Genomic DNA, 15,322 nt, shown 5'->3' with positions numbered 1-15,322 from the left:
GAAACAGAAGTTCAGCAAGATCATGCCGCGCGTTGATGTCGCGCGGATCGCGAACTGCTTGCAGGATCGACAAAACAAGCCGCACTCGGGCCTCCTCTGCTACGAGAAAGCCTCTCAAGAATCCTTCTTTTGCGGCTTGGCAATAGCCAATCAACTTATCTGCGATTCCCCTGGGGGAGAAGGGGGCCGCAAAGCGGCCGGATGAGGGGAGCTCCGCGGAAAACCGACGTCTCACTCCGCTGCAGCACCCTAAACCGTCTTGGCGCTGCGCGCCGATCCACCGCCCGGGGGCCCCGTCCTTCGGAGCCCGCAAGGGGAGAAGGAAGAGAGCCGCCCAGCCATAAATGCGAACACGCGTCTGGCATTTGCGCAGTTCGGCCATCTTGCCTAATTAGACAGATCACCTGGGATTCTCCCGCCCTGATCCGCCACCTCAAAAAAGCGAATGGCCTGATGACCGAATCCGACCTCATTCCCGTTTTCGACGGTCACAACGACACGCTGCTCAGGCTCTACCAGTCGAACGAAGCCGATGTCGAAAAGCTGTTCATCGAGGGCACGCCGGGCGGTCACATCGACATGCCGCGCGCCAAAAAGGGCGGTTTTGCCGGCGGCATGTTCGCGATCTTTCCGCCGCCGATCGAAAAGACCAAACGCAGCGCCGTGCCGCCGGCGCCGAGCGACAACGAGCCACTGCCGCCGGAACTGCCGCGCGCCGAGGCGGTCACTTCGACCATCGGCATGGCCTCGATCCTGTTCAGGCTCGAGCGCGCCGGCGCGCTCACCGTCTGCCGCAGCGCCGGTGATGTGCGCGAGGCGATGGCGAATGGCTCGATCGCCGCGGTGTTCCATATCGAAGGCGTCGAGGCGATCGATCCCGAGCTTGCCATGCTCGACGTGCTCCACGCCGCCGGGCTCCGCTCGCTGGGGATCGTCTGGAGCCGGCCGAACGCCTTCGGCAACGGCGTCCCGTTCCGCTTTCCCTCGTCGCCCGATACCGGGCCGGGCCTGACCGACGCCGGCAAGGCGCTGGTCAAGGCATGCAACAAGCTCAGGATCATGATCGACCTCTCGCATCTCAACGAGAGGGGCTTTCGCGATGTCGCCGCGCTCAGCGACGCGCCGCTGGTCGCGACCCACTCCAACGTGCATGCGATCTGCGGCCATTCGCGCAACCTCACCGACTGGCAGCTCGGCGCGATCCGCGAAACGGGTGGCATGGTGGGCCTGAACTTCGCCACCGGCTTCCTGCGCGAAGACGGCCGCATGAATGCCGACACCAGCCTCGACATCATGCTGCGCCACATCGAGTCGCTGTTGCAGGCGCTGGGCGAGGACGGCGTCGGCCTCGGATCCGATTTCGACGGTGCCATGATCCCGGCGGTGATCGGCGACGTGGCAGGCCTGCCGAAGCTCCTCGACGCGCTCGCCGCTCGCGGCTTCGGGCGCGCGCTGATCGACAAGATCGCTTTTCGGAACTGGCTGCGTGTCCTTGAAAAGACGATCGGATAAAGTGACAATCTTGGACGTTCGGAATTGGGCCAGAACGCTCCCCCAAACGTCGCCATCATAGGGCGAAGCAGGAGCGCAGCTCCGTCGCGCTGCGGGCTTACGCACCCAAGCGCTTTAGCCATTCCTTGCCGACACCGCGGTCGCGGATGATCGGCAAGGGATCTTCATGGTCGAGCCGGGCGCAGATGCGGTAGACTTCCAGCGTCTCGGCATCCATCTCGCCGCGCTTGAAGAAGAACATCGCCGCCGCATAGCGGGTGCGGCCGGACCACATCTCGCCGAGCGGCGTGTTGACCAGCTGCCACTGCTCGGCCGCTTCCGCCTCCGCGTCCAGCCTGTCCGCATCCCCTTCCACGTCAAAAGTCCGCCGGCGGGTTGGCGGTGCGGCGATCGAGCTTGATGAACGGCCGCGGCACCACTTTCGCCCGCTTCATCAGCTTCTGATATCGCAGCTCGCGCAAGGCGTAGATCTCGACCCAGAGGTCGTCGACGACCGTATCGCCGTAAGGCCGTTGCAAGGAGGCGATGGCGATGTTGCGCTTGGCCATGGGCGACCACATCGCCGCGCTGACGAGCCCGACCTCCCGGCTCTTCTTCCAGTAGACGATGGCGTGCTCGGCCGGGATGTTGCCTTCGATCTCCAGCCCGACCAGCACATGGCGCAGCTGCTTCTTCGCCCGCGCTTCGAAGATGGGGCGGCGGCCGTTGAAGTGGCCTTTGTCCGGATCGACCATGAAGCCGAGGCCGATCTCGTCCGGCATGCGCAGGCGGTCGGCACGGATGGCATGCCCGGCAGTGGTGAAGTCGGCATTGGCGACGATCAGCCCGGCTTCTAGCCGGGCGCGATTGAGCGCCGTGTAGCCGATGGCGCGGATGCCGCGCAGCCCGCCCGCCGCCATCAGCCGGTCCCACAGGCTCAACGCCTTGTCCGCCGGCACGAACAGCTCGTAGCCGAGATCGCCGGTGAAGCCGGTGCGCGAGATGGTGACGGCAGCGCCGTCATGCGCGAAGTCGGCGAGGTCGAAAACCCTCAGCCGCTCGATGCCGGCAAAGCCGGCGTCGCGCAGGATGGCGAAGGAGGTTGGGCCTTGCAGCGCGAGCCCGGCGATCGCTTCGGTTTCTTCCTCGACGCTGACCTCATAGCCGATGGCGCTGTCGAGCAGCCAGGGCAGATGCCGCTCCTGCGAGCACAGCCGAAAGCGCGTTGGCGACAGCCGGAACAGCGTGCCGTCATCGAGGACGAAACCCTCGTCGTCGCACCAGGCGGTGTAGTGGACGCGGCCCGGCTTCAGCCTGGTCACGTCGCGCAGCGTGACACGGTCGAGATAGGCTTCGGCATCCGGACCCTCGATCCGGTATTTCGTCATCGGCGAGATGTCGAAGAGTGCCGCCTGGCTGCGAATGGCAAAATATTCCAGCTCCTCGTCCCAGAGCGAATGCGGCGCGCGGTAGCCGGCCCAATTGTACCAGTCGTTTGTCAGCGCCAGCGCGTCAATGCGCGGCTGGAAAGGTGTGTCGAGCCGAAGCGTGCGGAAGTGGGATTGCGCCAGGGTGCGGGCGGAATTGATTTTCACATGACGACTCATGTTGGCGTCGTAGAGCGCTGCGTTTGTGAATGGCGAAATCATCTCATGCCCTCATCGCGATGATGCGGCGTGCGGCGTTGAGGCCGGGGGCGCCGGAGATGCCGCCGCCGGGATGCGAACCGGCGCCGGCAAGGAACAGCCCTTCGAGCGGCGTGTCGTAGCCCGACCAACCGGAGACCGGCCGCGACATCAGCATCTGGTCGGCCTGCAATTCGCCGTGGTGCCAGTGGCCGCCGGGCATGCCGTAGCGTGCCTCGATGTCGGCCGGAGTCAGAAGTTCGGCATGACGCACCGTGGCGCCGATGCCAGGCGCATAGGCTTCGAGCTGCGCCATGATCGCCTTGAGGAATTGCGGCTTGCCGGCGGTCCAGCCCTGTTTCAATGCATAGGGAGCGTACTGCACCACGGTCGAGAGCACGCAGGCGCCGGAGGGTGCCAGCGAAGGATCGACCAGGCTGGGCAGCGTGATCTCCATCACCGGCTCGGGCGAGAACTCGCCATATTTCGACGGGTTGAAGGCGCCCTCGACATGGTCCGGCGAAGGCGCGATGACGAGGCGGCCCTTGTGGCCAGCGGCGTCGATGCCGGCAAATTGCGGCGGCCGGTCGAGCGCGAGATGGAGCTTCGCCGCATCGCCCTTCATGCGGATGTTCTTCATCTTGCGCACGAAACCGGTGTCGACCTCGCGCGGCCCGGCCAGATCGAGGATCGTGGTTGCGGGATTGATTGCCGAGACGACGGCTTTTGCGCGCAGCGCCTCGCCGCCCTGCGTGACGACACCGAGGGCGCGGCCCTTCTCGACGACGACCTTGGCGACCGGCGAAGCCAGACGGATCGAAACACCCGCTTGCTCGGCCGCCGAGCGGATGGCGGCAACGACCGCGCCCATGCCACCCTTGGGCTGTATCTGCGCGCCGGCGAGGCCGCCGATCTCGCCAGCGAGCCGATAGTAGAGGCCGAGCAGCGATGTCGGCGAGCGCGGACCGAGATGGCTGCCCAGTGTCGCGTCGAAAGCGAGCAGGCCTTTCAGCCTGTCGTCGGAAAGCTGCTCGTCGAGCAGGTCGTAGACGTTCATCAAGAGCACGCGCAGGAAGTCGCGCATATCCTCCTTGCCGAGCTTTTTCAGCGCCAGCGCCGTCTGGCCGAGCCCGGTCATTTCGGCGAGCGACATGCCGGCAAGGTCCGGCGGGCGGCGCGACAGAAACGGTTTCAAAACGCCGGCGTAGCGCAACAGCTGCGCGCGCAGGTCCCGCCAAGCCGATTGCTCCGAGGGGCTGGCGCCCGTCAGCGCCTCGCCATAGGCGCCGTGCAGCACCAGCGGGCCGTCTTTCGACAATGCGACCGAGGGCACGAAATCGCCGCGCTCGATCTTCAGCCCGTGGCGCTCGAGCTCCAGCGTCTTCACCACATCGGGATGCAGGCGGTTGAGCAGATGAGCGACCGAGGAGACGCGAAACCCCGGAGCGAATTCCTCGGTGCGCGCCGCGCCGCCGACCTCCTTGCCGGCTTCGAGCAGCAGCACCTTGCGTCCCGATTTCGCCAGCGTGGCGGCGGCAACCAGGCCATTGTGGCCGCCGCCGATGACGATCGCGTCCCAATTCGTTTCAGATGACGTCATGGGCCGGACTCATATGCAGGGTTGGCTTGGCGAGGTCGCGCAGGATCTCGGCGGCGGCGTTGCGTCCGGGCGCGCCCATGACGCCGCCGCCCGGATGAGTGGAGGAGCCGCACATATAGAGCCCGCCGACCGGCGAGCGGTATTGCGCGTACCCCGGCACCGGGCGGTTGAACAGCAGCTGGTCGAAGGTCAGTTCGCCTTGGAAGATGTTGCCTTCGGTGAGGCCGACCTCGGCCTCGATCTCGCGCGGCGTGCGCACCTCCATATGGACGATGCGGTCGCGGAAGCCGGGCGAATATTCGGCGATCTGCGCAACCACGCTCTCGGCGAAGCCGTCGCGGTCGGCGTCCGTCCAGTCTCGGCCGCCAATTTTGGGCGGCGCGTATTGCACGAAGCAGCTCATGAAATGTTTTCCCGGCGGCGCCATGGTCGGGTCGAGCGTGGTCGGGATCACCATGTCGAGGAAGGGATCGGCCGACCAGCGCCCGGCCTTCCAGTCGTCATAGGCGCGCTCCATGCGCTCGATTGAATCGGTGAAGTGCATGTCGGCGCGGTAGACCGGCGAATCCTTCGGCAGAGCCGGGAATTGGGGAAGCGAATCGAGCGCGATGTTGACCTTGCCGGACGAACCGCGGATCTTGAAGTTCCTGACGCGACGGAGGAAGATGTCGGGCAGCTCCTTCTCCTCGACCAGTTTCAGGAAGGTGCGCTTCACATCGGCGTTTGAGACGACGAGCTTGCCGTGGACCTCTTCGCCGCCTGCCAGCACGACGCCCTTGGCCCTGCCGTTCCTGATCAGCACGCGCTCGACCTCGGCCCCGGTGCGGATCGTGCCGCCGGAGGCCTTGAATGAGGCGGCGAGCGCCTTGGTTACGGCACCCATACCGCCACGCGCATAGCCCCATGCGCCCACGGAGCCATCGACCTCGCCCATATAATGGTGGAGCAGGACATAGGCCGTGCCGGGCGACATGGGCCCAAGCGCCGTGCCGATGATGCCGGAGAGCGCAAAATTCGCCTTGATGACGTCGGTCTCGAAATACTCGTCGAGGAAGTCGGAGATCGACATCGTCCAGAAGCGCAAGGTCAGCGCCATTTCCTCAGCGGTGAGACCGGCGAATCTCTTGCCGAGATAAAGCAACTCGCCAAGATCGCGCGGCTTGAAGCTGGTGGGATCGGGCGCGGTGCGCATCAACAGCGGCTGGATGAAGCGGCACTGCCTTGTGACGTCGCGCGAATAGCGGTCGTAGGCCTCGGCGTCGCGCTTGGAGAAGCGGGCGAATTCGCGGCGATGCGCGTCGTGGTCGCGGTAGTTGGCGAGATAGTCGCCGTCGCGCGTGAACACCGCGCCGCCTTCATAGGAGATCACCTGCAGGCCGAAGCGCGGCAGCTCCAGATCGCGCATGATCTCGGGCCGGAACAGCGAGCAGACATAGGAGCAGTTGGAGTAGAGAAAGCCCGGCGTCAGCTCGCGGCTGGTGGCCGCACCGCCGACCCAGTCGTTCTTCTCGACCACCAGCACGTCGAGCCCGGCGCGCTGCAGATAGCCGGCGTTGACCAGCCCGTTGTGGCCGCCGCCGATGACGATCGCGTCCCATGCCTTCATGTGCGCTCAACCTCCCTCCGGCCGCCCGTTTTTGGGTGCGATTTGTTCCCTGATCAGCCGAATTTGGCACGGGTCACGGTTTTTTGTCCAGCCATTTTGAATGAATGTTCAACAAATGGTGTTGCGTTTCTGCGTTGATGCGCTAGGCTTTGCCCCGCATTTCTGGTGTTCCGCTAGCGCGAAGGTGACTTCGGCATTGAGGCTCAGTCCGATGATCGAAACGGCTAACGCCGAGCCGGAATATGACGACGCGGCCATTCGCTTCCTCGAGGCGCTCTGGGGCGATGGCTACCTCTCCCCGGGCGGCCCGGACGAAGTGGACCGCGTGGTCGAAGGCCTCTCGCTCGAGGGCAAGACGATCCTCGATCTCGGCTGCGGCGCCGGCGGCATCACGCTGGATCTGGTCGCGCGCCATGGTGCGGCGCATGCGACCGGTTTCGATGTCGAGAGGCCGGTGATCGAGACGGCAAGGCGAAAGGCGGCTGCGCAGGGTCTCCAGCACCGCGTCAGCTTCGTCCAGGCGCCGCCGGGACTGCTGCCTTTCACTGATGCTTCCTTCGACGTCGTCTTCTCGAAGGACGCACTGTTGCATGTCCGGGACAAGGATGCCCTGTTCGCCGAGATCTTCCGCGTGCTGAAGCCCGGCGGCGTCTTCGCCGCGTCGAACTGGATGATCTCGCACGACGGCGAGCCGTCTGCGGACATGAAGGCCTATCTCGCGGCGGAAGGCTTGTCCTTTGCCATGGCTTCGCCGGCGCGCTACGCCGAGGCGATGCGTCGTGCTGGCTTCCGCGACATCAGCGTCCGCGGCCGCAACGCATGGTACCGCGAGGTGGCGCGGGAGGAACTGGCGCGCCTGAAGGGGCCACTCTATCAAGCGCTCGCCGCCGCGGTCGGCGGGGCCTATGTCGACAAGAATATCCGGACCTGGGAGGCGATGCAGAAGGTGCTTGACAGTGGTGAGCACCGCCCCACTCATCTGCGCGGTTGGAAGCCGGTCGGATAGCCGGCAATGCTGGAGACCGTCACGCTCATGAAGAATGCAGAGGCCAGGGATGCCTTGCCCGCACCGGCACGAAAAGGAGAGGCCGAGAAGCGCGGCCGCAAGGCTTCGAAAGAAGTCAGGCAGCTCCAGTTGATCGAGGCGACGATCGATTCACTGGCCAAGCGCGGCTATGCGGAAACGACGATGGCCGATGTGGCCGACGGCGCGGGCCTGTCCCGCGGCATCGTCAACTTCCATTTCGAAAGCAAGGAGAAGCTGCTCGTCGCCACGCTGCAATATATGTATGACGAGTATTCGGCGCATTGGCGCGCCGCCTTGCAGAAGGCAGGCGACGATCCGGCGCGGCAGCTGCAGGCGCTGGTGTGGGCCGACTTCGATCGCTCGATCTGCAACAAGCGCAAGCTCGCCGCCTGGTGCGCCTTCTGGGGCGAGGCCAAATCGCGGCCGACCTACCAGGCGCTGAGCAGCTCGCGCGACGCCTACTACCAGCAGGTCTTCATCGACCTCTGCGCGACGCTCAAGCAAAGCGGCGGCTATGCCTATGAGCCGCAGGTCATGGCGCTGGCGCTATCGGCCATGCTCGAGGGCCTGTGGCTGCGGTTGATGATGGGCACAGAAGACACCACCCGCGAGACCGCGCTGCAGGCGGCCAACGCGTTCCTGGCCGCCGCCTTTCCGAAACACTACGATTAACGTCAGCCCGGGGTTAGCAACAGCCGGCCAGCAAGACCGGCAAGACCAAAGAGGATGGAACAGCATGAAGAAACTCAGCCGACGCCTGACACTTACTTTGGCGCTCGCCGGCGCGCTGGCGTCTTCGGCGGCAGCGTTCGCCGTTGCCGCCGACAAGGACCTCATCGTGTTCGACTGGTCCGGCTATGAGGACCCCAGCTTCCACGGCAAATATGTCGAGAAGGACGGCGACTCGCCGACCTTCGCCTTCTTCGGCGATGAGGACGAGGCATTCGAGAAGATCCGCTCCGGCTTCAAGGCCGACCTCGGCCATCCGTGTTCGCAAAGCGTGGTGAAGTGGCGCGAGGCGGGGCTGTTGCAGCCGCTCGACACCTCCAAGATCGCCGGCTGGAAGGATCTCAACCCCGGCATCATGGCGATGAAGGACCTTGCCACCACCCCCGACGGCAAAGCCTGGTTCATGCCTTGGGACTGGGGTGACACGCAGCTCACCTTCAACTCCGACAAGATCGCCGAGAAGGACGTGCAGTCGCTGAAGGCCTTCGCCGATCCCAAGTATAAGGGACGCGTCTCGATCGGCGACAATGTCGACGACGCCTATGCGCTGGCCAGCCTCGCCATCGGGCTGAAGGACTGGACAAAGATGACGGACGAGCAGTTCAAGCAGGCGTCCGATTTCCTGCGCCAGGTGCACAAGAACGTGCGCTCCTACTGGACCGACACCACCGACATCGTGCAGTTGCTCTCAGGCGGCGAGGTCGATCTCGCCTGGGCCTGGAACGACGCGGCGGTGCAATCACAGGCCGCCGGCGTGCCGATCAAGTCCAAGAAGGATACCGACGAGGGCATCTCGACCTGGGTGTGCGGCTATGTGCTGTTCAAGGACGCGCCCGGCAACATTGACAAGGCCTATGACTATCTCAATGCCGTCAACGATCCGGAAGTCGCCAAGGTGCTGGTCAAGGACTGGGGCTACGGCCAAGCCAACGCCAAGGGCATGGCCGGTGTCGACCAGGCGGTGCTCAAGGAAAAGGGCTACGACAACGTGGAAAAATGGGTCGACAAGACGCTGTTCCAGCAGCCGCTGCCTTCCGAGCTCAAGCTGAAGATGATCGCCGAGTTCGAGAAGATCAAGGCCGGCTATTGAACAGCAAGATCGAAAGAACCGACGTTGCAATCGTCGGCGCCGGCTTCACCGGTCTGTCGGCCGCGCTCGAATTGAAGCGTGCCGGCGTCGATTTCCTTGTCCTGGAAGCACGCGACCGCGTCGGCGGTCGTGTGGAAGGTATGCGAAACGGGCTTGGCGAGCTGATCGACAGCGGCGGCCAGTTCCTGTGCGAGGACATGCCGGAGCTGATGGCGCTGGCCAGGGCGCGCGGCAAGACCTTCGTCAAAACCTTTGTCGATGGCGATTTCATCACCCATCCACCGATGTCCGTCGACCAGGCCGGACAGACCTATGTGACCGCGATGGCGATCCGCGACCGCATGAACTGGATCGAGCCTGACGATCCCGCGATCGCCGGGCTGACAGTCGCCTCCTGGCTCGAACGCCAGACGGATCCGGTAGATGCCAAAGCCGCCTTCCGCTCGATGATCGAGGGACTGTGGTGCCTGGCGCTGGAAAAGGTGCCGCTCTGGTACCTGATCGACAATGATCGCCGCATCACCAACGAAGTGCCGGAACTGCAATATTCTCTGCGCGAGACCATGCAGTCGCTGGCCGAGGACCTGGCGGGCGATCTCGGTGACCGGCTGCGGCTGAACGAGCCGGCCATTCGCATCGAGCGGGGGCCGTCAGGCGCTCGTATCGTTGCCGGCAGCGGCGCCGTCGAGGCGCGCGAGGTCCTGCTCGCCCTGCCGCCAGCGACGGCCAACAGGCTCGACTTTCGGCCGCACTTGTCCACGGCCTTGAAGGAGGCGCTTGGCGTCTGGGAAAGCGGGGCGGTGGTCAAGATCCTCGTCCGCTATGCCAGGCCGTTCTGGCGCGAGCGCGATCTGAGCGGCATGGTGATGTGGCGCGACATGCCGGGCCTGTTTGCCTGCGATGCCAGCAGGGACGCCGAGCATGCAGCGCTCGTCGTCTTCATCGGTGGGCCGCTGGCGCTGCGCTGCCGCAAGCTGGGTGCTGCGGCGTTGCGCGCCGAGGTCATTGCGAAGCTCGCGGATGCGCTCGGTCCGGACGCGGCCGATATTCTCGATTTCAGCCAGCGCGACTGGACGGATGACTGCTGGAGCGGCGGCGCCTATAGCGATCTCATCGTCGACGTGACGGCAAGAGATGCCGAGCGCACGATCCTTGCCGGCGCGCCGCCGATCCATTTTGCGTCGTCGGAAGTGTCGCCGTCCTTCCCCGCCTATGTCGAGGGCGCGATCGTGGCCGGGCGCATCGCCGCCGGGAAGATTTTGGCGCGGCTTCAGTCCGCCATCGCCACCAGGGCCTCTGGGTCGTAGGCGAGGCGGATCGGCGCGCCGACCGGAATGTCGTCGGCGCCGAAATCATTGGTCTCTGTCACCGACAGTGGCTTTTCCAGCCCCGGGATTTCGACGATCAGATGCGTGATCTCGCCGAAATAGTGGCGCTCGACCACCGTGCCGGCGACCTCGAACTTGGCCGTCGCATTGTCCCAGAGCACGCGCAGCCGCTCCGGCCGGATGCCGAGCGTCGCCGCGCCGCCGTTGCGGACGAAGGCCTTCGGCTTGTCGGTCCTCACACGCCCGAAGCCAAGCGTGTCGACAACCAAGGACGCGCCGTTCTCTTCGACGATCTCGGCCTTGACGAAATTCATGCCGCCGAGGAAGTCGGCGACCTGGCGGTTGACCGGGCGCTGGTAGATTTCCTTGGGCGAGGCGACCTGCGCGATACGGCCGCCGAACATGACGGCGATGCGGTCCGACATGGCCAAAGCCTCATACTGGTCGTGCGTGACCAGCACGAAGGTGATGCCGACCGCCTGCTGCAGCCGGCGCAACTCGACCTGCATCTGCTCGCGCAGCTTCTTGTCGAGAGCCGATAGCGGCTCGTCGAGCAGCAGCACCTTGGGACGCATGACCAGCGCGCGGGCCAGCGCCACGCGCTGACGCTGGCCGCCGGAGAGTTCGGTGGCGCGGCGCTTGCCAAGGCCGGTCAGCGACACCTGCGCCAGCGCCTCCTCGACGCGGCGCTTTTCTTCGCCGCCCTGCAGTTTCAGCCGCTTCAGCCCGTAGGCGACGTTCTGCTCGACATTGAGATGCGGAAAGATCGCGTAGCTCTGGAAGACCATGTTGGTCGGACGCCGGTTGGCGGGAATGCCGTCCATCGGCTGGCCGCCGACCGCGATCGAGCCGCTGGTCGGCGAATCGAAGCCGGCGATCATGCGCAAAAGCGTGGTCTTGCCGCAGCCGGACGGCCCGAGCAGCGAGAAGAACTCGCCCTCCCTGATCGCGAGCGATGCATTATTCAACGCCTTGAACGCGCCGTAGCTGCGCGTGACGTCGCGGATCTCGATCATGGTGCGATCGGAAATCGTTCGCTCGGACTGGACCCGCTCAAGCATAGAGGCCTCCATCGTTCTGGGTGCGTCTCGCCGCGCGGCGGCGCAGGATCTCGGCAACGGTCATCAGCACGAAGGACGCCGCCAGCAGCAAGGTGCCGAGCGCCAGCACGCCGGGGAGCTTGGCCGCGAAGCGCAGCTGTCCCCAGATGTAGATCGGCAGCGTCGCCTCGGTGCCGGTGAGGAAGAAGGCGATGATGAACTCGTCGAGCGAGATGGTGAAGCAGACCAGCAGGCTGGAGACGATCGCTGGCGCCACCATCGGCAGCGTCACACGCCGGAAGGTGCCGAAGGCGCTTTCGCCGAGATCGGCGGAGGCTTCCTCGAGGCTGCGGTCGAAGCCTTCGAAGCCGGATGTCAGCACCGTCATCGAATAGGGAATGCAGACCAGCACATGCCCAAGCACGACCGTGAACAGCGACAGGCTCAAGCCCAGTTGCAGCATCACCAGGAGCATCGAGATGGCAACGATGACCTCGGGCAGCACCAGCGGGGCCATGATCAGCCCGTTGACGGTGCGGCGGCCGGGATAGCGGTAGCGGGTGATCGAACGGGCGGCGAGAATGCCGAACACGGTCGACAGGATAGCGGCCGAGGCGCCGACAACCAAGCTGTTCCAGGTGGCGTCGATCAGTGCCGGCGTGCGCGGCAGTTCCTGGTACCAATGCAGCGTGACGCCTGAGAGCGGGAATTTCGGCGTCGCCGCGGTGTTGATCGAGAAGATCGGCAGGAAGATCACCGGCAGATAGAGGAAGAGAATGTAGAGCGCGGCGTAGCTCGACAGCCAGCTTGGCAGGTAACGTCTGATCGCCGTCATCGTGCCAGCCTCTGCAGCGCCCGGATGACCAGCACCGCGGCGCCTGCCATCAGCGAGACGATGACCATGGTGGTGACGGAGAGTGCTGCGCCGAGCGGCCAGTTCGACGCCTTGCCGAATTGCGCCTGGATGGCGTTGGCAATCATGACGCCGTCTTTGCCGCCGACCAGCTTCGGCGTGACGTAGTCGCCGACGGTCGGGATCATGACGATCAGCGCCGCCGAGATGACGCCTGGCGCCGACAGTGGCAAGGTCACGCGCAGAAAGGAGCGCAGCGGCCCGTCGCCGAGATCGGTCGCCGCTTCGACCAGGGTGCGGTCGACCTTCTCCAGCGAAACGAAGATCGGCAGGATGGCGAAGGTCGCCCAGGCGTGGGTCAGCGTGATGATGACCGCGCTGGAATTGTAGAGCAGCGCAGTCGACGGCTCGTCGATGAGGCCGAGGCCCATCAGGCCGGAATTGAGCACGCCGTTGTAGCCGAGGATCACCTTCCACGACATCACGCGCAGCAGGTAGCTGGTCCAGAACGGGATGGTGATGAGGAACAGCCAGAGGCTCTTCTGGCGGCCGCCATGGAAGGAAATGAAATAGGCGATCGGATAGGCGAGCAGCACGGTGAGCAGGCTGACCGTCAGCGAGATGTAGAGCGAGCGCCAGAGCAGGTCGCGGTAGATCGGCTCGGTCAGCGCGATCCGATAATTCTCCAGCGTGAATGTGTGGTCGATGGTCAGGTAGTCCTGCGTCCAGAAGGAATGGGCTATAACAACCAGGATCGGCAGGACGAGAAGGATGAGCGCGTAAAGGAAGGTCGGGCTGATCAGCGCAATGCCCTGGACGGCTTCCGATTGCAGAAGGGCACCTCGCCTGGCTCTCGCCATGCGCAGCGGGGGCGACCCTTCCGCGGCGGCCGTCATTGCAGCGCTCCGGGCGTGATTGCAGTTGCCGGCTCGGACTGTCCCGCCATACGGCCTTCCCATTGATCGGCGCCGACTGCCTGTTCCCATTTTACGTGCCCGGAGCGATCACTCCAGACTTGCCGGCTTTCTTTCATCATGAGCGCATCCGCCGATTGAAATCAAGCACAATTTCTGTAATATTGATTGAATGGACATTCAAAATGAAGTGACGAAAAGCCGAATTTCCATGGCTTTCCGCTTCGTTTCATGTCTCTGGAAAACACCGCAACGGACGATGCGAGGCTAAGATGGCAGCTGCACGAGAGATCAAGGCGAGGGGAGTTGTCGAGCCCGGGGATGACGATGCGGTCGAGCTGGCCAAGCGCCATCTGGTCCAGCCCTGGCCCTATGCCGGTTCGGTCGGCGCCGAGGCACGGGCGCTGATCGGCGAGGGCGAGGACATCTACATCACCGACGCATCCGGCAAGCGGCTGATCGACGGTCCGGCCGGCATGTGGTGCATCAATGTCGGGCATCGCCGCGAGGAATTGGCAAGGGTGATGTACGACCAGGCGATGGCGCTGTCCTACAACACGCCTTGGTATACGATGAATGCGCCCTCAGCCGAGCTTGCGAGACGCATCGCCGATGCCGCTCCCGGCGATCTCAGTCACACCTTCTTCACCACCGGCGGCTCGTCGGCGGTGGAGACGGCGCTGCGCTTCATGCAGTTCTACAACAATGTGCGCGGCAGGCCGGAGAAGAAGCTGATCATCAGCCGCGGCGGCGCCTATCACGGCTCGACCTACCTGTCGGCCTCGCTCAACGGCCGCCCGCGCGACCGGCACTGGATGGATGGTGCCGACGAGCTGGTGATCAAGCTCTCCTCGCCCGATCCGTTCCGACGGCCGAAGGAGATGAGCATCGACGCCTTCACCAATTTCCTCGTCGACCAATTCCGCGACACGGTCGCGCGCGTCGGCGCCGGTCGCATCGGCGCCTTTGTCGGCGAACCGGTGCAAGCTTCGGGCGGCGTCGTCGTGCCGCCGGACGGATACCTGAAGCGCATCCGTGAGATCTGCCGCGAGAACGACATCCTCTATGTCTCGGACGAGGTGGTGACCGGGTTCGGACGGCTCGGCCATCTTTTTGCCTCGGGCGACGTGTTCGGCCTCGATCCGGACATGATCACCTTCGCCAAGGGGGTGACCTCGGGCTATTTCCCGCTTGGCGGCGTGATCATCTCCGAGCGGCTGCTGGAGGAACTGCGCCGCTCCAACCATCCCGATGCCCTGTTTGGCCATGGCCTCACCTACACCAGCCATCCGATCGGCTGCGCCGTCGCGCTGAAGAACCTCGATCTTTTGGAAGAGGGCGTGCTTCAGCATGCGCGCGAGATCGCACCCTATTTCCAGGCGCGACTGAAGACGCTCGAGGAACTGCCGCTGGTCGGCGAGGTACGCGGCGCCGGCCTGATGGCTTGCGTCGAATGCGTCGCCGACCGCGAGAGCAAGGATCCGCTGCAGCTCGACAAGGATGTGGGAAAGCGTATCGACGCGCATTGCCATGAGCTCGGTCTCTTGGTGCGGCCGCTGATCAACATGTGCGTAATGTCGCCGCCGCTCATTATCAGCCGCGGGCAGATCGACGACATGGTCGCGATCCTGCGCGAAGGCATCTCGCGCACGATGGATGATCTGAGGAAGGAAGGCGTTTGGCGGGGGTGATTTGCTAATCTCCCCCCTTGAGGGGGAGATGTCGCCGAAGGCGACAGAGGGGGTCGCCTCACGTAGTGTGCCTGCGCCTTCCGCGACGACAGAGGGCGTCGGCGTTCTACGCGCAGCGACCCCTTCTGCCCTGCCGGGCATCTCCCCCTCAAGGGCAGGGGAATCGCAGATAAGTTGATTGGCTATTGCCAAGCCGCAAAAGAAGGATTCTTGAGAGGCTTTCTCGTAGCAGAGGAGGCCCGAGTGCGGCTTGTTTTGTCGATCCTGCAAGCAGTTCGCGATCCGCGCGACATCAACGCGCGGCATGATCTTGCTGAACTTCTGTTTC

General features: G+C 64.5%; 14 protein-coding genes. 7 read left to right on the top strand and 7 right to left on the bottom strand.

All coding sequences use genetic code 11. The annotated features are described in order from the left end of the window. Both A9K71_RS32260 and A9K71_RS22675 read left to right on the top strand, forming a co-directional pair. On the top strand, positions 1–205 hold a 205-nt coding region (locus tag A9K71_RS32260), incomplete at its 5' end, for a hypothetical protein (protein ID WP_210180298.1). A gap of 248 nt (positions 206–453) precedes the next feature. Then, positions 454–1,512, top strand: a complete 1,059-nt coding sequence (locus A9K71_RS22675; RefSeq protein WP_067001270.1) for a dipeptidase — start codon at positions 454–456, stop codon at positions 1,510–1,512. Positions 1,513–1,609: 97 nt separating this feature from the next. Here the strand turns inward: A9K71_RS22675 and A9K71_RS22670 are convergent, their stop codons facing one another. From A9K71_RS22670 to A9K71_RS22655, 4 genes are read right to left on the bottom strand one after another with little or no spacing between them, the layout of a single operon-like run. Continuing rightward, positions 1,610–1,867, bottom strand: a complete 258-nt coding sequence (locus A9K71_RS22670) for a hypothetical protein (protein ID WP_082980657.1) — start codon at positions 1,865–1,867, stop codon at positions 1,610–1,612. A 1-nt stretch (position 1,868) separates the two neighbouring features. Continuing rightward, a complete protein-coding gene (locus A9K71_RS22665; protein ID WP_067001274.1) occupies positions 1,869–3,098 on the bottom strand; it encodes an aminomethyltransferase family protein in 1,230 nt (409 codons plus the stop codon). A 43-nt stretch (positions 3,099–3,141) separates the two neighbouring features. Beyond that, positions 3,142–4,716, bottom strand: a complete 1,575-nt coding sequence (locus A9K71_RS22660) for an NAD(P)/FAD-dependent oxidoreductase (protein WP_067001268.1) — start codon at positions 4,714–4,716, stop codon at positions 3,142–3,144. Continuing rightward, a complete protein-coding gene (locus A9K71_RS22655) occupies positions 4,703–6,322 on the bottom strand; it encodes an NAD(P)/FAD-dependent oxidoreductase (protein WP_067001267.1) in 1,620 nt (539 codons plus the stop codon). Before A9K71_RS22655 ends, A9K71_RS22660 begins: the two co-directional genes overlap by 14 nt. 211 nt (positions 6,323–6,533) lie before the next feature. Here A9K71_RS22655 and A9K71_RS22650 point away from each other — a divergent pair, with 211 nt between their 5' ends. The 4 genes from A9K71_RS22650 to A9K71_RS22635 all read left to right on the top strand — a co-directional run bounded on the left by A9K71_RS22650 (position 6,534) and on the right by A9K71_RS22635 (position 10,475). After that, the gene (locus A9K71_RS22650; protein WP_067001266.1) at positions 6,534–7,328 is read left to right on the top strand and encodes a class I SAM-dependent methyltransferase; all 795 of its coding nucleotides are present in this window, start codon (positions 6,534–6,536) and stop codon (positions 7,326–7,328) included. Positions 7,329–7,334: 6 nt separating this feature from the next. Beyond that, on the top strand, positions 7,335–8,021 hold the full coding sequence (gene betI, locus A9K71_RS22645) for a transcriptional regulator BetI (RefSeq protein WP_067001265.1): 687 nt from the start codon (positions 7,335–7,337) through the stop codon (positions 8,019–8,021). A gap of 64 nt (positions 8,022–8,085) precedes the next feature. Next, positions 8,086–9,168, top strand: coding sequence for an ABC transporter substrate-binding protein (locus A9K71_RS22640; protein ID WP_067001264.1), 1,083 nt, complete (start codon positions 8,086–8,088; stop codon positions 9,166–9,168). Further along, entirely contained in the window at positions 9,165–10,475 is a 1,311-nt protein-coding gene (locus tag A9K71_RS22635; protein WP_067001263.1) for a flavin monoamine oxidase family protein, read from the top strand. The genes A9K71_RS22640 and A9K71_RS22635 overlap by 4 nt, the downstream gene beginning before the upstream one ends. Here A9K71_RS22635 and A9K71_RS22630 read toward each other — a convergent pair. Genes A9K71_RS22630 through A9K71_RS22620 form a run of 3 tightly spaced genes read right to left on the bottom strand, consistent with a single transcriptional unit; the run spans position 10,439 to position 13,285 of the window. Next, positions 10,439–11,512 (bottom strand): ABC transporter ATP-binding protein, encoded by a 1,074-nt coding sequence (locus A9K71_RS22630; RefSeq protein WP_067001272.1) that lies wholly within the window; start codon positions 11,510–11,512, stop codon positions 10,439–10,441. The two genes, A9K71_RS22635 and A9K71_RS22630, sit on opposite strands and share 37 nt — an antisense overlap. A 37-nt stretch (positions 11,513–11,549) precedes the next feature. Continuing rightward, positions 11,550–12,371, bottom strand: coding sequence for an ABC transporter permease (locus A9K71_RS22625; RefSeq protein WP_067001260.1), 822 nt, complete (start codon positions 12,369–12,371; stop codon positions 11,550–11,552). Next, entirely contained in the window at positions 12,368–13,285 is a 918-nt protein-coding gene (locus A9K71_RS22620; protein WP_067001254.1) for an ABC transporter permease, read from the bottom strand. The genes A9K71_RS22625 and A9K71_RS22620 overlap by 4 nt, the downstream gene beginning before the upstream one ends. Before the next feature lie 290 nt (positions 13,286–13,575). On the opposite strand from A9K71_RS22620, the gene A9K71_RS22615 reads away from it, so the two are divergent. Then, a complete protein-coding gene (locus A9K71_RS22615; protein ID WP_067001253.1) occupies positions 13,576–14,994 on the top strand; it encodes an aminotransferase in 1,419 nt (472 codons plus the stop codon). Positions 14,995–15,322: the final 328 nt, after the last annotated feature.

It is taken from the genome of Mesorhizobium sp. WSM3873 (assembly GCF_001672445.1).
Lineage (GTDB): Bacteria > Pseudomonadota > Alphaproteobacteria > Rhizobiales > Rhizobiaceae > Mesorhizobium.
The sequence above is the reverse complement of the archived record's forward strand: the minus strand, read 5'-3'. Positions and strand labels throughout refer to the sequence as shown.